The sequence below is a fragment of the Glutamicibacter sp. NPDC087673 genome (assembly GCF_044743255.1).
Taxonomy (GTDB): domain Bacteria; phylum Actinomycetota; class Actinomycetes; order Actinomycetales; family Micrococcaceae; genus Glutamicibacter.
Genome location: NZ_JBIUWB010000002.1, coordinates 221,529 through 239,670, shown reverse-complemented (window position 1 = coordinate 239,670; position 18,142 = coordinate 221,529). Strand labels below are relative to the sequence as shown.

Annotated in this window: 17 protein-coding genes, 3 tRNA genes and 1 riboswitch; of the genes, 10 read left to right on the top strand and 10 right to left on the bottom strand. The window is 61.2% G+C overall.

Annotated features, from left to right (window positions below):
- Positions 1 to 16: 16 nt before the first annotated feature.
- The 7 genes from ACIOTL_RS05455 (at position 17) to asd (ending at position 6,666) form a co-directional block, all read left to right on the top strand.
- Positions 17 to 2,233, top strand: coding sequence for an RNA degradosome polyphosphate kinase (locus tag ACIOTL_RS05455; protein ID WP_105656878.1), 2,217 nt, complete (start codon positions 17 to 19; stop codon positions 2,231 to 2,233).
- Positions 2,233 to 3,240 carry an NUDIX hydrolase gene (locus tag ACIOTL_RS05450; protein WP_105656879.1) on the top strand — a complete coding sequence of 336 codons (1,008 nt, stop codon included), beginning with the start codon at positions 2,233 to 2,235 and terminating at the stop codon, positions 3,238 to 3,240. The genes ACIOTL_RS05455 and ACIOTL_RS05450 overlap by 1 nt, the downstream gene beginning before the upstream one ends.
- A gap of 139 nt (positions 3,241 to 3,379) precedes the next feature.
- Entirely contained in the window at positions 3,380 to 3,709 is a 330-nt protein-coding gene (locus ACIOTL_RS05445) for a GNAT family N-acetyltransferase (RefSeq protein ID WP_388022762.1), read from the top strand.
- A gap of 109 nt (positions 3,710 to 3,818) precedes the next feature.
- A complete protein-coding gene (locus ACIOTL_RS05440) occupies positions 3,819 to 4,628 on the top strand; it encodes a thymidylate synthase (RefSeq protein WP_105657074.1) in 810 nt (269 codons plus the stop codon).
- Entirely contained in the window at positions 4,625 to 5,200 is a 576-nt protein-coding gene (locus tag ACIOTL_RS05435) for a dihydrofolate reductase (protein WP_332487075.1), read from the top strand. Before ACIOTL_RS05440 ends, ACIOTL_RS05435 begins: the two co-directional genes overlap by 4 nt.
- Positions 5,201 to 5,207: 7 nt before the next feature.
- Positions 5,208 to 5,435, top strand: coding sequence for an NF038396 family protein (locus tag ACIOTL_RS05430; protein WP_105656882.1), 228 nt, complete (start codon positions 5,208 to 5,210; stop codon positions 5,433 to 5,435).
- A 112-nt stretch (positions 5,436 to 5,547) separates the two neighbouring features.
- Positions 5,548 to 6,666 (top strand): aspartate-semialdehyde dehydrogenase, encoded by a 1,119-nt coding sequence (gene asd, locus ACIOTL_RS05425; protein ID WP_400342041.1) that lies wholly within the window; start codon positions 5,548 to 5,550, stop codon positions 6,664 to 6,666.
- An 81-nt stretch (positions 6,667 to 6,747) separates the two neighbouring features.
- Here asd and ACIOTL_RS05420 read toward each other — a convergent pair whose 3' ends face one another.
- From ACIOTL_RS05420 to ACIOTL_RS05390, 7 genes are all read right to left on the bottom strand, one after another.
- The gene (locus tag ACIOTL_RS05420) at positions 6,748 to 7,269 is read right to left on the bottom strand and encodes a GNAT family N-acetyltransferase (RefSeq protein WP_388063447.1); all 522 of its coding nucleotides are present in this window, start codon (positions 7,267 to 7,269) and stop codon (positions 6,748 to 6,750) included.
- 46 nt (positions 7,270 to 7,315) lie between these two features.
- On the bottom strand, positions 7,316 to 8,377 hold the full coding sequence (locus tag ACIOTL_RS05415) for a UDP-N-acetylmuramate dehydrogenase (RefSeq protein ID WP_133833608.1): 1,062 nt from the start codon (positions 8,375 to 8,377) through the stop codon (positions 7,316 to 7,318).
- Between the two features lie 52 nt (positions 8,378 to 8,429).
- Positions 8,430 to 9,656 (bottom strand): MFS transporter, encoded by a 1,227-nt coding sequence (locus tag ACIOTL_RS05410; protein WP_388063445.1) that lies wholly within the window; start codon positions 9,654 to 9,656, stop codon positions 8,430 to 8,432.
- The gene (locus ACIOTL_RS05405) at positions 9,632 to 10,048 is read right to left on the bottom strand and encodes a MaoC family dehydratase (protein ID WP_105656887.1); all 417 of its coding nucleotides are present in this window, start codon (positions 10,046 to 10,048) and stop codon (positions 9,632 to 9,634) included. Before ACIOTL_RS05405 ends, ACIOTL_RS05410 begins: the two co-directional genes overlap by 25 nt.
- Positions 10,049 to 10,050: 2 nt before the next feature.
- Complete coding sequence (locus ACIOTL_RS05400) at positions 10,051 to 10,497, bottom strand: MaoC family dehydratase N-terminal domain-containing protein (RefSeq protein WP_105656888.1); 447 nt, start codon at positions 10,495 to 10,497, stop codon at positions 10,051 to 10,053.
- Positions 10,498 to 10,598: 101 nt separating this feature from the next.
- On the bottom strand, positions 10,599 to 10,874 hold the full coding sequence (locus ACIOTL_RS05395) for a hypothetical protein (RefSeq protein ID WP_105656889.1): 276 nt from the start codon (positions 10,872 to 10,874) through the stop codon (positions 10,599 to 10,601).
- A gap of 87 nt (positions 10,875 to 10,961) precedes the next feature.
- A complete protein-coding gene (locus ACIOTL_RS05390) occupies positions 10,962 to 11,903 on the bottom strand; it encodes a DUF2797 domain-containing protein (RefSeq protein ID WP_332727213.1) in 942 nt (313 codons plus the stop codon).
- 241 nt (positions 11,904 to 12,144) lie between these two features.
- On the opposite strand from ACIOTL_RS05390, the gene ACIOTL_RS05385 reads away from it, so the two are divergent.
- On the top strand, positions 12,145 to 12,921 hold the full coding sequence (locus ACIOTL_RS05385; protein ID WP_286134123.1) for a GTP pyrophosphokinase family protein: 777 nt from the start codon (positions 12,145 to 12,147) through the stop codon (positions 12,919 to 12,921).
- Between the two features lie 82 nt (positions 12,922 to 13,003).
- On the opposite strand, the gene ACIOTL_RS05380 is transcribed toward ACIOTL_RS05385, so the two are convergent.
- Both ACIOTL_RS05380 and ACIOTL_RS05375 read right to left on the bottom strand, forming a co-directional pair.
- Positions 13,004 to 13,080, bottom strand: a tRNA-Met gene (locus ACIOTL_RS05380).
- A 47-nt stretch (positions 13,081 to 13,127) separates the two neighbouring features.
- Positions 13,128 to 13,199 (bottom strand) — tRNA-Thr (locus ACIOTL_RS05375).
- Positions 13,200 to 13,732: 533 nt separating this feature from the next.
- Here ACIOTL_RS05375 and ACIOTL_RS05370 point away from each other — a divergent pair.
- Both ACIOTL_RS05370 and thiC read left to right on the top strand, forming a co-directional pair.
- A tRNA-Thr gene (locus tag ACIOTL_RS05370) sits at positions 13,733 to 13,804 on the top strand.
- A 273-nt stretch (positions 13,805 to 14,077) separates the two neighbouring features.
- A riboswitch (TPP riboswitch) is annotated at positions 14,078 to 14,185 on the top strand.
- Positions 14,182 to 15,924: a phosphomethylpyrimidine synthase ThiC gene (thiC, locus tag ACIOTL_RS05365; RefSeq protein WP_400342038.1), complete on the top strand. Its 1,743-nt coding sequence runs from the start codon at positions 14,182 to 14,184 to the stop codon at positions 15,922 to 15,924. (Overlaps the previous riboswitch by 4 nt.)
- A 92-nt stretch (positions 15,925 to 16,016) precedes the next feature.
- Here thiC and ACIOTL_RS05360 read toward each other — a convergent pair whose 3' ends face one another.
- Positions 16,017 to 17,936: a DEAD/DEAH box helicase gene (locus tag ACIOTL_RS05360; protein WP_388022972.1), complete on the bottom strand. Its 1,920-nt coding sequence runs from the start codon at positions 17,934 to 17,936 to the stop codon at positions 16,017 to 16,019.
- Between the last annotated feature and the right edge of the window lie 206 nt (positions 17,937 to 18,142).

Genomic DNA, 18,142 nt, shown 5'->3' with positions numbered 1-18,142 from the left:
GAAGTGAGTTCAGCCGATGAATAGCTACCCCAAGGAAACTGGTACTCAACTACGTGATGTTCCTTCCTCGAAGGTCAATGAAGATCGTATAGAGCCAGCAGATTCGCTACCGGATCTGCATCCTGATGGCGGATTCAAAAATGAGCGTTTCCTTGACCGTGAGCTCAGCTGGCTGCATTTCAACGCCCGCGTTCTGGAGCTGGCCGAAGACACCGATCTGCCCTTGCTTGAACGGGTGAACTTCCTGTCCATCTTCGCCTCGAACCTTGATGAGTTCTTCATGGTTCGCGTTGCCGGGCTGAAGCGCCGCATCCACGCTGGACTGGCGGTGCCGGCGGCTAACGGAATGAACCCGGTAGACCAGTTGGAGTTGCTGCTATCCTCGGCCCACGCGCTGCAGACCCGCCATGCCAAAGTCTTCGCCGACTCGGTATACCCCGATTTGGCCGAGCAGGGTATCCGCATCACCACCTGGGAAGACCTCTCGGCATCCGAGCGTGACCTGCTTTCCAAGTGGTTCGTTTCCCAGGTATTCCCGGTACTCACTCCGCTGGCGGTTGACCCTGCTCACCCATTCCCGTACATCTCCGGGCTGTCGCTGAATCTGGCTGTGGTGGTCCGCAACCCGCTGACCGGCAAGGAACTATTTGCCCGCTTGAAGGTGCCAGACACCATCGCCCGCCTGATCAGCATCGACGGCACCCGCGCGGCGCACTCTTCGTTGCGTACGGCCCGGTTCATCCCGCTCGAAGCACTTATTGCGGTGCACTTGGAGCTGTTGTTCCCGGGGATGGAAATCGTCGAGCACCACTTCTTCCGTGTCACCCGCAACGAGGACCTGGAAGTTGAAGAGGACGATGCAGAGAACCTGCTGCAGGCGCTGGAGAAGGAATTGCTGCGCCGCCGCTTCGGTCCTCCCGTTCGCCTGGAAGTCGCCAATGACATCAACCCTGAAATCATGGAGCTGCTCACCCGCGAGCTCGGTGTTGAAGAGGACGAGGTTTTCAAGCTTCCCACCCCATTGGACCTGCGCGGTTTGGGCGTTATCGCGTCGCTGGACCGTTCAGAGCTTCACTACACCAAGCATGTTGGCCATACCTCGAACTACCTGAACGAGTCAGAAACTGCCAAAGCCGCCAATGTGTTCGCGGCCGTTCGGCGCCGCGACATCCTGCTTCACCATCCCTATGATTCCTTCTCCACCAGCGTGCAGGCCTTCCTGGAACAGGCCGCAGCTGATCCGAAGGTCATGGCCATCAAGCAGACCCTGTACCGCACCAGCGGCGACTCGCCCATCGTCGATGCGCTGATTGATGCGGCCGAAGCTGGCAAGCAGGTTCTGGCCCTGGTAGAAATCAAGGCCCGCTTCGACGAGCAGGCCAACATCTCTTGGGCGCGCAAGCTGGAACAGGCGGGCGTGCACGTGGTCTACGGCATCGTGGGCCTGAAAACCCACTCCAAGCTCTCCTTGGTGGTTCGCCGCGAAGGCGACAAGCTGCGCCGCTATTGCCACATCGGCACCGGCAACTACCACCCGCGCACCGCGCGGTATTACGAAGACTTCGGCCTGCTCACCTGCGACGACGAAGTTGGCGAGGATATCTCCAAGCTGTTCAACCAGCTTTCGGGCTACGCCCCGCGCTCGACCTACAACCGCCTGCTGGTTGCTCCGCGCTCGGTACGCACCGGCTTGCTGGCGCATATCGAGAAGGAGATAGTCAACGCCGCGGCCGGCAAGCCGGCAAAGGTCGTCATCAAGGTCAATTCCATCGTGGATGAAGCCATCATCGATGCGCTGTACCGGGCCAGCCAGGCAAGGGTCAAGGTGGAAGTCATCGTTCGCGGCATCTGTGCCCTGCGCCCGGGAGTGCCGGGACTGAGCGAGAACATCGAAGTACGTTCCATCTTGGGCCGGTTCCTTGAGCACAGCCGCGTGTTCATGTTTGAAAACGGCGGAGATCCACTGGTGTACATCGGCTCCGCCGACATGATGCACCGCAACCTGGATCGTCGCGTGGAAGCCCTGGTCTCGCTGCGCAACCAGGAGGACATTGATCGCATGATCACCCTGCTGGCCCGCTACATGGACGACAAAACCGCTTCGTGGCACCTGAACTCCGATGGCGACTGGATTCGCCATTACCAGGACGAGGATGGCAAGGCGCTCTCGGACGTCCAATTCTGGTTAGTTGAAGAACATGCCCGCCGACGAAACAGTGGACGTAATAGCTAGTGACCGAACCAGAGCTGCGCGATACCCGCACCAGGGCTCGTGACATCATCCGTTCTGCAGATGCCGAGGAAATCCGCCTTGGCGAATACGACATCGTGGCCGCCGGGGCAATCCCCTGGCGCGTGAAGGACGGCAAACTCCAAGTTCTCCTGATCCACCGCCCAAAGTACGATGACTGGTCCTGGCCCAAGGGCAAACTGGATCAGGGTGAATCCATCGCCGAGTGTGCGCTGCGCGAGGTCCGCGAGGAAATCGGGTTGCGCATCACCTTGGGCATCCCGCTTTCAGCCACCGCCTACTCCGTGGGCCAGAAAACCAAGGTTGTCTACTATTGGGCAGCCAAGACCGATGCGCAGACGGTAATTGAGCCTGATGGCGCGGAATGCGACGAGGCTCTTTGGACCAGTCCCAAGAAGGCTGCCAAAATGCTGTCCATTGCCACGGACAACCAGCCGCTGTCCGATCTGGTCCTGGCCTATGAAGCCGGCGTGCTCGATACGCACCCGGTGCTCATTGTCCGCCATGCCAAGGCCAAGCCTCGTGGCAACTGGACTCGTGCCGAAGGAGACCGCCCGCTGGCGGCGACGGGGCGACGCCAGGCGCAGGCAGTTTCCCGGATGCTCGAAGCATGGAAGCCGATGCACGTGGCCTCTTCCCCGTGGATGCGGTGCGTCCAGACGATCACTCCCTATGCCGCCTTGCACGCCTTGAAGCTCAAGAGCATTAAAGCCCTGACCGAACATGCGGCGACACGCAATCCGGAGCGGGCACGCAAGGCCGTGCAAAAACTCTTCGACAAGTACCGTTCCCAGGTGATTTGCACCCATCGCCCGGTGCTGCCCTTCGTGTTGGAGGTTCTTGCCCAGAACTCCACTGACGAACTGGCCATGGCCCTGCCGGACCAGGATCCCTATTTGGAACCGGGGTCCCTGATCGTTGCGCAGCAGGTCCAATCCGGCAGCCCGCGAATTGTCTCCTTTGAGATTCATACGCCGTACCACGATTAGCCTGATGCGGCTGAAGCCCGGCATTGCATGCCGGGCTTCAGTGTTCTCTCAGGGCGTGGCACCAGCCGTTGCATCTGCCTCCGATTAGGGATAAGACTATGAATAGGAGACACGTCACAGCCAAGAATGAGGTAATGCCATGACTGCCCAGCAACCGAACCAGCCAGTCGAGAAGATTGTGCACCATGGACTGCGTTTGGATCACGATGCCAGCCGCGGCCGCTATTCGCTGTGGCACGGTTCCACTTTTATCGGTTTCCTCGGCTACTACGAAGAAGATGGCATCGCCACCATCCAGCACACCATAGTCAATGAGGAATTCGGCCGTCGCGGATACGCTCGCGCGCTGGTGACCTTGGTTCTGGACAAGTTCCGCGACAAGGGGCTGAAGATCATTCCGGAGTGCAGCTACGTCCAGGACTACCTGCGCCGCTACCCGGAGTATAACGACATGGTGGCTGCGAGCTAGGCACGAGTGCGAGCAGCATCATCAATGCGCTTAGTTCCAGGAGCTTTCCGTTTGATCTAAACTGGGACGTGTGAATATGCCAGCGCCGACCACCAGCACGACAGGTAAGATGACGACTCCAATCGCAACCCCTTATGAAGATCTGCTTCGAGACGTGCTGGAGAACGGCGCCTCCAAGGAAGACCGCACCGGAACTGGAACGCTGTCGGTATTCGGCCGCCAGATCCGCTTCGATCTGAAGGATTCTTTCCCGCTGGTCACCACCAAACGCGTGCACTTCAAATCCGTGGCAGCAGAACTCTTGTGGTTCCTGCGCGGCGAATCCAATGTGAAGTGGCTGCAGGACCAGGGCGTGCGCATCTGGAATGAATGGGCTGACGAAGCCGGCGAACTCGGACCGGTCTATGGTGTCCAGTGGCGCAGCTGGCCAACTCCCGATGGCGGCCACATTGACCAGATCTCCCAGCTGGTCGACTCGCTGCGGAACAATCCGGACTCCCGCCGCCACATCGTCTCGGCGTGGAATGTCGCAGAGATCCAGAATATGGCGTTGCCTCCATGCCACGTGTTCTTCCAGTTCTACGTGGCCGAGGGCAAGCTCTCCTGCCAGCTCTACCAGCGCAGTGCAGACATGTTCCTGGGCGTACCGTTCAACATCGCTTCCTACGCACTGCTCACGCGCATGCTTGCCCACCAGCTCGATCTGGAGCCAGGCGAGTTCATCTGGACTGGTGGCGACGTGCATATCTACACCAACCACTTGGAACAGGTCAAGGAGCAGCTCTCCCGCGATCCCTACCCATACCCGACGCTCAGCTTCAATTCCAAGCCCGAGTCGATCTTCGACTACACGCTGGAAGATTTCAGCATCAATGACTACCAGCACCACCCGACGATCAAGGGAGCCGTAGCGGTATGACTCCCAAGCCTCGCCACGCACACGACGTTGAACCGCTGGTTGGCGCCATTTGGGCCCAAGCCGAGAACGGCATTATTGGCGCTGACGGCGCCATGCCATGGCACGTTCCCGAGGACCTGGCCCATTTCAAGCGCACGACCGCTGGCCATCCAGTGATCATGGGTCGTGCCACATGGAATTCCTTCCCGGCGAAGTTCCGTCCATTGCCAGGACGCACCAACATCGTGCTGACCACGCAGGCTGATGCCCACGCGCAGCTGCGCAAGGATGGCGCACTCCCCGTCTCCAGCTTGGAAGAAGCCATCGCGTTGGCACAGCGCAGCGCCGGCGGCGAAGAAGTATGGATCATTGGCGGCGGAAAGGTCTATGCCCAGGCACTGGCGCTGCTGGACGTCGCGGTGATTACCAAGCTCGATGCCTCCCCTGCTGGAGATACCTCCGCACCGAAGCTCACCGCTGACTTCGCTCTGGGCGCATCCGATCCGTCCCTAGATTCGGAAGCTGCCCACTGGCACACTTCCTCCACCGGTACCCGCTACCGCTTTGAAACCTGGCTTCGCCAAAAGGATTAGAACGACCATGAAAAAATACATCGGAGAGCTCAAGCAGCACCCCGAAGCACTCTTCATTCTCGGATACATGCTCTTCCCGCTGCTGGCCTTGGTGGTGGCCGTACTCGGCTTCTTCATGGTTCTCGGCGGCCACAAGGTATTCGGCCTGATCATGCTGCTGGTCCCGACGCAGATCTTTATCTTCTCCGCCATGTGGGCGATCAAGAACCGCAAGCTGCTGCTTGAGGAAAAGTAAAACTTTCGCTGCACCGAGTCACACCTGAACCCTGCTGGGGCTTGGGTGTGATTCTGCTTTAACTGGTGTAACGAACCGGGCTCTGCCGGATAAACGCCCCTACCATGGATACATGACTTCATCTGTTGGTTTTGTAGGTTACCGAGGCATGGTTGGTTCCGTGCTGATGCAGCGCATGCTCGACGAGGGCGATTTCGTCCAGATTGACCCGGTATTTTTCTCGACTTCCAATGCCGGCGGCAACGCCCCGGCATTCGCTGAGGGTGCTGGGCCGCTGCAGGACGCGTTCGATATTGAAACGCTGTCCAAGTTGCCGATCATCGTCACTGCCCAGGGCGGGGACTACACGACCAAGGTCCACACCGAGCTTCGCAAGTCCGGCTGGGACGGCCTGTGGATCGATGCGGCGTCCTCGCTGCGCATGAATGATGATTCGGTCATCGTTTTGGACCCGGTCAACCGAGCCGTGATCGATGAATCCCTGGCCTCTGGCGTCAAGGACTACATCGGCGGCAACTGCACCGTCTCGTGCATGCTCATGGGCTTGGGCGGGCTATTCAAGAACAACTTGGTCGAGTGGGGCACCGCGATGACCTACCAGGCCGCTTCCGGCGGCGGCGCACGCCATATGCGCGAACTGCTCACCCAGTTCGGCGACATCAATGCGTCGGTGGGCAGCGAGTTGGCCGATCCAGCCAGCGCCATCCTGGAAATCGACCGCAAGGTCCTGGAAACCCAGCGCGGAAACCTGGATGCCGCGCAATTCGGCGTACCACTGGGCGGCTCGCTGATCCCATGGATCGACGCTGATTTGGGCAACGGCCAGTCCCGCGAAGAGTGGAAGGCAGGCGTTGAGACCAACAAGATCCTGCAGACCCCCGGCGACAAGCAGATCATCATGGACGGCCTGTGCGTCCGCATCGGTGCCATGCGCTCGCACTCGCAGGCACTGACGCTGAAGCTGAAGGAAGACCTGCCAGTCTCCGAAATCGAGTCGCTGCTCTCAGCAGACAACCAGTGGGCCAAGGTCGTTCCCAACGAGAAGGAAGCCACCATGGACCAGCTGACTCCGGTCGCGGCGTCCGGTACCTTGGATATCCCGGTCGGCCGTATCCGCAAGCTGGAAATGGGTCCTGAGTACATCTCGGCCTTTACCGTTGGAGACCAGCTGCTGTGGGGCGCTGCCGAGCCGCTGCGCCGCATGCTCGCTATCGCCCAGGGCCGCCTCTAGGCACCTCCGAGGCAAAGCCATGGCCAAGCCCAGAACAGAAATTTCTGTTCTGGGCTTGGCCATTTCCCCTGCGGATGAGCTCTAGTGGGCCCACTCATCCCGGAGTACTGAATAGATCAGCTGGTCATGCCACGCACCGGCGCGCCACTGCGCTTGGCGGATGACACCCTCGCGGGTGAACCCCAGCTTCTCCAGGCACTTCTGCTCAGCCGCATTTTCTGCGGTTGTCGTAGCCTGGATCCGATGACGGGGGTAGTGGGTGAACAAGTAGTCGACGAGCATCTTCTGCGCCTGCGTGCCATGGCCCTGGCCGCGGTACTGGGCAAAGATGCCGATAGCGACTTCCCAGCAGGCCGAGGTGTTGGCCCGGCCCCACGACGAAACGGTGAACCAATCGACTTTGCCGATTACCTGCTCCCCCAAGCAGACCGCCAGCGCGCCATCGGCGTTGCCGATCAACTGGTCCTGGCCGACACGGGCGCGCAGCTTGTTCGTATCCCAGAAGCCGAACCACTGGGCTTCACCGGCGCCCTGCACGGATTGGAAGTTCGCTTCCAGCAGGTCGATATCCTCCAGCGCGAGCTTTCGCAATGACAAGTGCACCCTTGTTTTCCTCCCGTGTTCCGGCGATGGCTGGCATGCTGCTCGCTTAGAGAGCTAGGCCGATCAGCAGCGGCTCATTGACCAGTTCAATGCCAAAACGCTGCTGCACGCCGGCGCGAACTGCCCGCGCAATGGCCACAATGTCCTGGGCGGTGGCTTCCCCGCGGTTGGTGATGGCCAGTGTGTGCTTGGTGGACAGGGACGCTCGGCCGCCAGCGAGCGCGAACCCCTCGGTCCCCTCCAAGCCGTAGCCCTTGCCGAAACCGGCCTGGTCGATGAGCCACGCGGCGGACAGCTTGAGGAAGCCAGCTTGTTCCGCCGGGTAGCTCGGAGCGTTCTCGGGAAGCTTGCCCATGACGCTGGATTCAACGATGGGGTTGGTGAAGAAGGAACCCGTGGAGTGCGAGTCGGCATCCCTGGCATCAAAGACCATGCCCTTGGAACGACGCAAGTCCAGAACGGTCTGGCGCACTTCGAGTGCGTCGGCGCGTTCGCCAGCTTCGACTCCGAGCCGGCGGGCCAGCTCTGCATAGCGGATAGGAGCCGATTCATTTTCACGGGTCAGCAGGAAGGCCACTTCCAGGACCACGTAGCGTGGGGATCCGTTGGTGCTCGTGCGCTTGATGACCGAATCGCGGTAGGCGAAACCAAGCTCGGAGTTATCCAGCTTGAGTACCTGGTTGCTCTGGCGGTCGTAGGCACGCACCCACGCCAGGGTCTGGGAAATGTCTGCCCCGTAGGCCCCGACGTTCTGCACCGGAGTGGCACCGGTGCACCCGGGGATGCCCGAGAGCGCTTCCAGTCCGCTCAGGCCCTCAGCCAGGCTGTATTCAACGGTCGTGTCCCAGTTCTCGCCGGCGGCAGCGCGCAGCAGCACCTTGCCATTAGGCTGCTCGTCCAGGTGCAGTCCGCGGGTGGCGATCTGTACTGCGACGCCCGGGTACCCCTCGTCGGAGATCACCAGGTTGGAACCCCCGCCAATGAGCAGAACGTCGTGCCCTGCGGTGTCTGCTGCCGCAACGGCTTGAGCCAGTTCAGCTTCGCTGGTAGCGGTCACCAATTGCTGGGCTGGCCCACCAACGTGGGTCGTGGTCAGATTCTTCAGCATTGCTTCAGTTTACTTTCCGTATGGGAACGAATAGGTGCGGCCGGCCGGCGTTCTACGCTTTGCCTGCGCCGCCGGTACGGTTTCCGGCGGCATTAGAGGACAAGCAGAAGGCCACGACCACCAGGATGGAAATGGAACCCAAAGCAGGGAGCAGGCCGATGACTTCAGCCAGCAGTCCCAAAAGCGGCGGGCCACCGAGGAAGGCGCCGTAGCCGATGGTGGACACTACCGAGACGCGGGTCGCGGCATGAACAGGATCATCCGATGCCGCGCTCATGGCCAGCGGGAAGGTCAGGGCCACTCCCATGCCCCAGATGGCCAAGGCCACGAAGGCCAGCGGCAGGTTGTTGCCAAAGGCGAAGAGCAGTACCCCGACCAGGGCGCTGATGGCGCTGGCCCGGATCATGACGACGCGGCCCAGGCGCAAGATCAGATCGCCGGACAGCAGCCGGGTCAGGGTCATGGCGGTAACGAAGACGCCGTAGCCGATGGCTCCCACGCCTTCCTTCGTGTGGTATCCATCCACCAGTGCCATGGCCACCCAGTCGCCGGCTGCGCCTTCAGCCAGGGCCATGCCCAGAACCAGAACGCCCAAGAGGACGGTCTGCGGTTCGGTCCATGCCTTCTTCAGCGAGGTCCCGCTGCTGGTGCGCGGGGTCCGGCTGTAGTCTTCTCCGTAGAATCGGGCACTGTAGAGCACGGTGAAGACGATAACCAGGCCCATGAAGCCGTAGTGGTACTGCAACGGGATCTGCAGTCGGGCACCTAGCGCACCAGCGCCGGCACCGATCACGGTGCCGATGGAGAAGAAACCGTGCAGGGCGGGCATGATGCTCTTGCCCAAGGCGCGTTCCATGGCCGCGCCTTGGACATTGGAGGCGACATTCCATGATGCGGTCCCCAGGCCCTGGGCGAAGAGGAAGATGCCGCAGATCAGGGCGCTGCCAAAGATTCCTGCGCCCACGCCTACAAGAATGAGTGAACAGCCGGCTATTGTCGCGGCGATGCGCATGACGCGGGTGGCCCCAAGGCGCAGAACCAGTTGTCCTGAGACCGAGACGGACAGGAAGGATCCTGCACTCATGCACAGCAGCAGCAGTCCAACGCTGGCGTGGTCCAGCTGCAGGGCATCACGCACTGCGGGCAAGCGCGAAACCAGGGCCGAGATCAGCAGGCCGCTGGCCAGGTAGGCGGCCATCAGCGCGTTGCGCCACTGGGTTACAGGCCTCTGCGCTTCACCGGGAAGTTGCATGCCTAGAGCTGCACCACGGCTTGGCACTTGAGCAGTACCTTGCTGTCATGGGCCGAGACTGCCAGATCGATGCGGGCGGTGCGGGCTTCGGAGTCCAAGGCACCGACCTTGCCCTCCACCGAAATGGTGGTACCTTCGGGATCTTCGACGACTACCGGCTTGGTGAAGCGGGTCTGGTAGTCGATGATGGCCCCCGGGTTGCCGACCCACTGGGAGACCAGGTCGATGACCGATCCCATGGTGAACATGCCGTGGGCAATCACCGATGGCAGTTCCACTTCCTTGGCGAAGCGCTCATTCCAGTGAATCGGGTTGAAGTCGCCCGAGGCACCTGCATAGCGGACGAGGTCCGCGCGGTTGACCTGCACCGTGTGCGATCCAATGACCTGGCCCTTTTCGAGGCTTTCGAATTCAATCATGCTTAGTCCTCAGCTCGTACCAGTAGCGATGAAACGGTGGTTGCGATCTTCTCGCCAGCCACGGTGGTTATTTCCGCGCGGGTGGTGATCATGGCACCGGCACCCATTTCACGGACCTGGTCCACGTAGAGCTCGGCAAGCAGTTCATCGCCGGCAACGATTGGACGGTGATGGGTGAAGCGCTGGTCGGCGTGCACCACGCGGGAGAAGTCGATGCCACTGGCCGGGTCGGCAATCAGCTGCGCGTCAGCGCGCTGGGCGATGATGATCGCGAAGGTCGGAGGGGCAACGACATCGCTATAGCCCAGCTCGCGAGCGGCCTGCACATCGTAGTGCGCCTGGTTGGCGGCCTTGGTGGCCTTGGCGAATTCGCGGATCTTTTCGCGGCCTACCTGGTAGGACTCGCCGGCAGGGTAGATGCGCCCTACCAGGTCGGGGTTGATGCCCATGGATTCTCCTGAACGTTGTTGGAAGTGGCCAGGCGAGGCTGCCGCCGGATACGGGACCCGGGCGCAGCCAAGCGGTCACACGGTGGAATTCTTGCGGAGCCCTAGTCCTGCCCGTCCGCCGGGCGCTTCTTGGCTCGAGGGGCCGCCAGGCCATTGGCAATGCGCCACTGGCGCGCATCCCTGGCGCGGACAACCAGTCCGGCGATGTGGCAGAGCATGCCGATGACCATGATGCCGATTGCTGTGTAGACCGTTGGCAGCGATGGAATGTTGGCGCCGATGATGGCCAAGATGATGCCTGCGCCCATGATGCCCATGGCAGCGAAGACGAGCTTCTTATAGCGTGGTGAGGCTGATTCCCAAGGAGTGTTGGTCATGGTTCAAGTCTAGTTCAGCTCCGGCTGTGTCCGCTCATTGTGGCCGGGGCATTTCCCCGTGACTCCCCCGACAACGCTGGGCCTGATTCAGAACAGGGCGGATTGCTCTTCCCTGAAATCTGCGCAGTTCTCCACGATGGCGACCTCGCGGGTCTTCAACTCGGCGGCATCCAGCAGGCGCACGGTGGTGCCTTCGCCGCTGTCTGCGAGGATGCTTTGCCCCAGCACGCCGCGGATGCGCAGATTCACGGTGTTCCCGCCCAGCGCGGTATTCCAGGCATGCAGCGCATGGGTATCCCAGGCGTCTACTACCGGGCGGGCGAAGGCCGGTTGTTCCCACAGCTCGTCGCGCAGCTGCACGCCGTAGGTTTCCAAGCCCCGCTGGGCGCCAAGGAAGGACCGGGCCCGGCTTGCCGCTTCGGAGTTGATCTGGTCCAGCTGGGCGTAGTCCAGTTCCCAGCTGGCCAGTCCCTTGATCTTGGACTTCTGCCGGACTTGCTGGCTCAGGCCCACGTGTTCAGTGACAAGGTCTTCGAGCACTCGAATAGCGGCTCCATCAGCGGCGCGGGCAATATAGCGGGCAATGACCGCTCCCTGCTGCGCCAAGCGAGTCCATTTGCTCTGGGTTGAGGTGGTACCGACTTTGGTCGCCCCATGGGCGAAGCTTGCGACATACAAGAAGTGCGGCTGCTCCAGGTACTTGCGCATGCCTTCCGGGGCTTCGCCGGTCTTGTGGAAATGATGCATGAACTTCGAATGATCCAGCCGGCGGCAGCGTTCGCACTGGGTTCCGGTACGCAGCGCTTTGTTCTTCGGGCAAGGCAAGGTGTTGCGAGAGCCATCGCTGTTCATCGTGATGTAGCCCAGGCAGAATTTCAGTTCGCCGATGCGCAAGCTTAGGGAACGGTTGGCTTCCAGATATTCGGTGCTCCATTTTTCCGCTTGCCTAAGCCGGAGCATGGGGGCGCGTTCATGCTCTGAGAAGCTGATGCCGTGGCAGAGCTGCCGGTGGTCGCTGGCGAATTCCATCGATGCCTTCCTCGAAGTTACCTCTTCAACGATAGTTCACCGGACATGGCTAGCTCCTGCAAGGCAGGTTGGCCGGCGCCTGCAGCCCGAAAGTTTGCTGGACGAATTCCCGATTCGTTCTGGCCTAATTCCTAGGAGAAGCCCTTAGGCTGGAACTGCACCGGAACCGTACCGCGGGCCGGGCCATAATCTGCTGAGGTGATCCAGGATTTCTGTCCCATTTGATGACAAGACTCGTGCAGTGGCCATCGCAGCTGCCGAGACCGCCCCTTCGCCGGCCGAGCTGCAGCGATTGACGCAGGCTTTCCGCCATGATTTCCAGCGTTTCATGATGGAGTACCAGTTTGCGGTGGACGAGGTGCTGACCAAGGTCTCGATCTTGCGTGAAGAGTTCTTGTATTTGCACAATTACAATCCAATTGAGCACGTCACTTCCCGGGTGAAAACTCCGGAGAGCATCATGCGCAAGGTCTCCCGCCGGAACATCTCCCCGTCCCTGCCTGCCATTCGCGAGAACATCAGCGACATTGCCGGCGTGCGCATTACCTGCAGTTTCGTCAAGGACATCTACAAGGTTCTGAACACGCTAACCTCGCAGAATGACCTGAAGGTCCTCCAAATCAAGGACTACATCAAGAACCCGAAGCCCAACGGCTATAAAAGTGTCCATGCGATCGTGCAGATCCCGGTCTACTTATCCGATGGCCCGGTCGATGTCGTGGTGGAGCTGCAGATCCGTACCATTGCCCAGGATTTCTGGGCAAGCCTGGAACATAAGATCTTCTACAAGTACGAGGGCGAAGTTCCAGAACATCTAGTGCAAGAGCTTGCCGACGCGGCGGCCATGGCGACGAAACTCGACATGCAGATGCAGCGCTTGCATACCGAAGTCCACGGCCATGATGCCAATCAGGCACCGAGCCAAGAGGCGGATTTCGATACGACAGCGATCCAGGGGCTGCTGTCGCTGGCTCAGCAAGCCAAGGACGGGAACCAGGAGAAGGACTTGGATCACTAGCCGTTCATGCCCTCGAAGGACAATGCTGCTTCGGGGCCGGAAACCAAAAAAGATCCTCGGCCGAGGCCGAGGATCTTTGATTTGGTAGCGGCGCCGGGACTCGATCCCGGGACCTCACGATTATGAGTCGTGCGCTCTAACCAGCTGAGCTACGCCGCCACAAGTGAGAAGCAATCCAGTAGAAGCCAAGAATGCTTCTCACTCAGAGCCCCCTGCCGGAATCGATCCGGCGACCTCGTTCTTACCAAGAACGCGCTCTACCACTGAGCTAAGGGGGCAACGAGTAAATACTCTACACGGATTTCCCGGCAAAGAAAAATCGGCGGATCACCCCGGAAAAGACCAGGAGAATTCTGTAAAACCACTAGTCAATGACTATTTATCCTCTTACTCGCTACCCCGGGGACGAAGGGTGGGACAAAAAGTGCCCTGGTGACGATGCTCACGAGAGTGCTCCTCGCGGTCAATCGCGGATTTGCCATGACGCGCAGAATAGAATCCCGCGGATCATCCCCGGTGGCCAAGCATCGAATTACCCCGCTTGGAACTTCGGAACGCTGACACCCTTTCCCACTCCAGAACCCCTGACCGAGCGGCACTTGGGCAACACCCGATCCACCTAGGCGCCCAGGCACGGCTCCGGTGCCCGGCAGCTGGATCCCGGGCCGTGAACCGGGGTGCTGGAAACCGCCAGGAAGGCAACAGCTCTTTGCCGCCCATTCCGGTCTTGAGTAGGAATATTGTGACCTCAGCAACAAATTCCCGACGGATTTTGCAAACCTCAAAAACCTGTGTAAAGTATTTACCTGTTGCCCCCTTAGCTCAGTGGTAGAGCGCGTTCTTGGTAAGAACGAGGTCGCCGGATCGATTCCGGCAGGGGGCTCGAAATAAGAGAGGCAATCTGGTTCCAGATTGCCTCTCTTTTCGTTTATCCCGCAGATGCCGTGTAGCCACTGCGAGCATGGCCCAAGGCGCACCCCAAGCTGCAGCACCGGCTATCGGCCGCGTCTTGCGCCCCGGATTCCAGGTGCCCCCGGCAAGAGTCTCCGGCCAATGAAAAGCATCCTGGCCCGCCACAGCCGGCCCTTCCCACTTCCTTGATGTCAGGCCCTGACCACTGGGTTTGCGTTTTCTCCTCGCAAGCGTGCTAAGTTGTTCGCGACCACACGGGTGCCCTGGCAAGGGCTGAGATCGGGCTATCGCCGTCCGCGACCGTTGAACCTGTCCGGGTAATGCCGGCGAAGGAAGTGAGTTTCCCCAGTGGAACAAATTGAACAGCACCCTGCCCACACCCTTGCCTACCGTGAATCTGCGGGAATTTCTGTTCCCGTCACGCAGATCCAATTGGCAGACTCCCCCAATGGACAGCCCAACGAGCCGCTGGCGGTATATCGCACCAGCGGACCGGGAAGCGAGCCCACCCAAGGCCTGCAACCCTTCCGCGAGCGGTGGATCCTGGAACGCGGGGACGTGGAAACCTATGCAGGCCGCGAACGCAACCTGCACGACGACGGACGCTCAGCGGTCCGCCGCGGCACGGCCAGCGCGGAATGGGCCGGACGCTCAGCCCCGCCACTGCGGGCCGTTGGCGGAGCCCGCGTGACGCAGATGCACTATGCGCGTGCCGGGATCATCACCCCGGAAATGCGCTATGTGGCCCTGCGCGAGGAATGCGATGTCGAGCTGGTGCGCAGCGAGCTCGCGGCCGGGCGAGCCATCATCCCGGCGAACATCAACCACCCGGAATCCGAGCCGATGATCATCGGCAAGGCGTTCCTGGTCAAGATCAATGCGAATATCGGCAACTCGGCGGTGACCAGCTCCATCGCAGAAGAAGTCTCCAAGCTCCAGTGGGCGGCCAAATGGGGCGCGGACACGGTAATGGACCTGTCCACCGGAGATGACATCCACACCACCCGCGAGTGGATCATCCGCAACTCCCCGGTCCCCATCGGCACTGTGCCGATCTACCAGGCGTTGGAGAAGGTCAACGGCGAAGCCAACGAACTGACCTGGGAGATCTTCCGCGACACCGTCATTGAGCAGTGCGAGCAGGGCGTGGACTACATGACCATCCACGCCGGGGTGCTGCTGCCCTACATCCCGCTGACCGCCAACCGGGTCACCGGCATGGTCTCGCGTGGCGGGTCCATCATGGCCGGCTGGTGCTTGGCGCACCACCAGGAGAATTTCCTGTACACCCACTTCGATCAGCTGTGCGAGATCTTCGCGCAGTACGACGTGGCCTTCTCGCTGGGCGACGGGCTGCGCCCGGGCTCCATCGCAGATGCGAACGACGCCGCCCAGTTCGCCGAGCTGGACACCCTGGCCGAGCTGACCAAGCGCGCCTGGAAGTACGATGTGCAGGTGATGGTCGAAGGCCCGGGGCATATCCCGTTCCATCTGGTGCGCGAGAATGTGGAACGCCAGCAGCAGCTGTGCGACGGGGCGCCGTTCTATACCCTGGGCCCGCTGGTCACCGACATCGCCCCGGGCTACGACCACATCACCAGCGCCATTGGCGCCACGGAGATCGCACGGTACGGGACCGCGATGCTCTGCTACGTCACCCCCAAGGAGCATCTGGGACTGCCCAACCGGGATGATGTGAAGACCGGGGTGATCACCTACAAGATCGCTGCGCACGCCGCCGATCTGGCCAAGGGCCACCCGGGTGCCACAGCGCGGGATGATGCGCTGAGCAAGGCGCGCTTCGAATTCCGCTGGAATGACCAGTTCGCGTTGTCCCTTGACCCGGTCACCGCACAGGAATTCCATGATGAGACCTTGCCGGCCGAGCCGGCCAAGACCGCCCACTTCTGCTCCATGTGCGGGCCGAAGTTCTGCTCCATGCGCATCTCCCAGGATATCCGCGACGAGTACGGCTCGGCCGAGGCGCAGGCCGCATTGGCCGGGATGGCGCAGAAAAGCAGGCAGTTCCTTGAAAGCGGCGGCACGGTCTATCTCGGGGACGGGATCCCGGTGGGAACTCCTGCTCCGTAAATAGCCTGCGGCGCACGAAAAACGCCCTTGGGGCAAGCTTTCGGCTTGCCCCAAGGGCGTTATTCAATGCTGTTCAGCTGCGTGCGACTGGCTTAGTAGTCGCGACGTCCACCGCTACGGCCCGAATCGCTGAAGCGATCCTTGCCGCCGCGTCCGCCGCCACCGAAACCGCCACGTCCGCCACTGCGTCCGCCACCGAAACCGCCACGTCCGCCGCTGCGTCCGCCGCCGAAGCCGCCACCACGGCCGCCACGGAAGCCACCGCGGTCGCCTTCGTCGTCGCGACGTGGGCTGCGGCCATTGTCGAGCTCAAGCTCGATGGCCTCGCCGCCGATGCGGGTCTTGGACAGTGCACGCCACTGGTCCTTGCTCAGCTCTGCTGGCAACTCGACCAGGGTGTGGTCCGAACGGATCTCGATGCCGCCGATTTCCGAAGAATCGAAGCCACCCTCGTTGGCCAGTGCGCCAACGATCGAGCCCGGCTGCACGCGGTTGCGGCGGCCAACGGCCAGACGGTACATGGCGTTGCCCTCGGCAGCGGTCTTGCGGGCACGTGGACCGCGATCGCCACGGTCACCGCGGTCGCCACGCTCGCCGCGCTCTGGGCGATCCATGCGCGCCTTCTTCGAAGGGGACATGACTGGTTCGGTCATCAGCAGCGGGCGGCCGCCCTGGGCCATCAGAGCCAGTGCAGCTGCGATTTCCAGCTGGTCCAGGTCTTCGTGCTCGGAAGCGAACTTCTCCACGATTTCGCGGAAGGTGGTCAAGTCCTGGCCGCTGATGGTCTTATCGATGCGATCAGTGAACTTCTGGATACGACGGTCGTTGACCGAATCCAGCGAAGGCAGCTGCATCTGGGTCACCGGCTGGCGGGTAGCCTTCTCGATGGCACGCAGCAAGTACTTCTCGCGCGGGGTCATGAACAGGATCGCGTCGCCCGAGCGGCCGGCACGGCCGGTACGGCCAATGCGGTGCACGTAGGACTCGGTGTCATGCGGGATGTCGAAGTTGATAACGTGCGAAATGCGCTCAACGTCCAAACCACGAGCTGCCACGTCGGTAGCAACCAGGATGTCGATCTTGCCCGAGCGCAGGTTCTCAACGGTGCGCTCACGCTGCTGCTGAGGGATGTCGCCGTTGATGGCAGCCGCGGTGAAGCCGCGGGCCTTCAGCTTGTCGGCCAGGTCCTCGGTAGCCATCTTGGTGCGGACGAAGGTGATAACGCCTTCGAACGACTCGGATTCCAGGATGCGGGTCATGGCGTCCAGCTTGTGGGCGCCCATGACCTGCAGGTAGCGCTGGGTGATGTTGGTGCCGGTGGACTGCTTGGACTTCACGGCAACTTCCTGCGGGTTGCGCAGGTATTCCGAAGCGATGCGGCGGATGGTGCGTGGCATGGTTGCCGAGAACAGGGCAACCTGCTTGTCCTCTGGGGTAGCTTCCAAGATCTTGTCGACCTCCTCGGCGAAGCCCATGCGCAGCATTTCGTCGGCCTCATCAAGGACAACGTACTGCAGGTTCGACAGGTCCAAGGAACCCTTGTTGATGTGGTCGATAACGCGACCTGGGGTACCAACGACTACCTGGGCGCCACGGCGCAAGCCGTTGAGCTGCGGGCCGTATGGCGAGCCGCCGTACACTGGCAGAACGGTGAAGTTCGGCAGGTACTTGGCGTAGGAAGTGAAGGCTTCGGCGACCTGGAGGGCCAGCTCGCGGGTTGGAGCCAGAACCAGGATCTGCGGGGTCTTGGCTGGACCATTGGTGTCAGCCAGCTCTGCCATGCGGGACAGGGCAGGAAGCGCGAAAGCAGCGGTCTTGCCGGTACCGGTCTGGGCCAGGCCGACAACGTCGCGGCCTTCGAGAAGCAGTGGAATGGTCGCTGCCTGGATTGGCGATGGCTTTTCGTAGCCAAGGTCGGCAAGCGATGCAAGCACGCGGGCATCCAGGCCAAGTTCGGAGAAGAGCACGGTTGGCTCTTCCGGGGTCTGGTTGTCGTCGGTGTTTACGGGCATGTCAGAAGACACGAAGAATTACCTCATTCGTTAGGGGATAGGCCTTGGCCGTCCCCAAAGAAACGACGTATAGGCTGCACAGTCAGATACAAGTCACGCTCATCAAGCGCTCCCCTATGACATAAAGACCCGCACACACTTTGCGGAAAATACAACACGAGAAGGCTCCGGCCTCAAAAATTGGGCTGGATGCGAGAGGGATACCC

Coding starts and splice junctions, on each gene's coding strand:
- asd (WP_400342041.1), top strand. CDS start 5,548: ATGACTTCATCTGTTGGTTTTGTAGGTTACCGAGGCATGGTTGGTTCC.
- ACIOTL_RS05435 (WP_332487075.1), top strand. CDS start 4,625: ATGACTCCCAAGCCTCGCCACGCACACGACGTTGAACCGCTGGTTGGC.
- ACIOTL_RS05445 (WP_388022762.1), top strand. CDS start 3,380: ATGACTGCCCAGCAACCGAACCAGCCAGTCGAGAAGATTGTGCACCAT.
- ACIOTL_RS05390 (WP_332727213.1), bottom strand. CDS start 11,903: ATGGAATTCGCCAGCGACCACCGGCAGCTCTGCCACGGCATCAGCTTC.
- ACIOTL_RS05395 (WP_105656889.1), bottom strand. CDS start 10,874: ATGACCAACACTCCTTGGGAATCAGCCTCACCACGCTATAAGAAGCTC.
- ACIOTL_RS05415 (WP_133833608.1), bottom strand. CDS start 8,377: ATGCTGAAGAATCTGACCACGACCCACGTTGGTGGGCCAGCCCAGCAA.
- ACIOTL_RS05440 (WP_105657074.1), top strand. CDS start 3,819: ATGACGACTCCAATCGCAACCCCTTATGAAGATCTGCTTCGAGACGTG.
- ACIOTL_RS05360 (WP_388022972.1), bottom strand. CDS start 17,936: ATGCCCGTAAACACCGACGACAACCAGACCCCGGAAGAGCCAACCGTG.
- ACIOTL_RS05405 (WP_105656887.1), bottom strand. CDS start 10,048: ATGATTGAATTCGAAAGCCTCGAAAAGGGCCAGGTCATTGGATCGCAC.
- ACIOTL_RS05400 (WP_105656888.1), bottom strand. CDS start 10,497: ATGGGCATCAACCCCGACCTGGTAGGGCGCATCTACCCTGCCGGCGAG.
- ACIOTL_RS05430 (WP_105656882.1), top strand. CDS start 5,208: ATGAAAAAATACATCGGAGAGCTCAAGCAGCACCCCGAAGCACTCTTC.
- ACIOTL_RS05455 (WP_105656878.1), top strand. CDS start 17: ATGAATAGCTACCCCAAGGAAACTGGTACTCAACTACGTGATGTTCCT.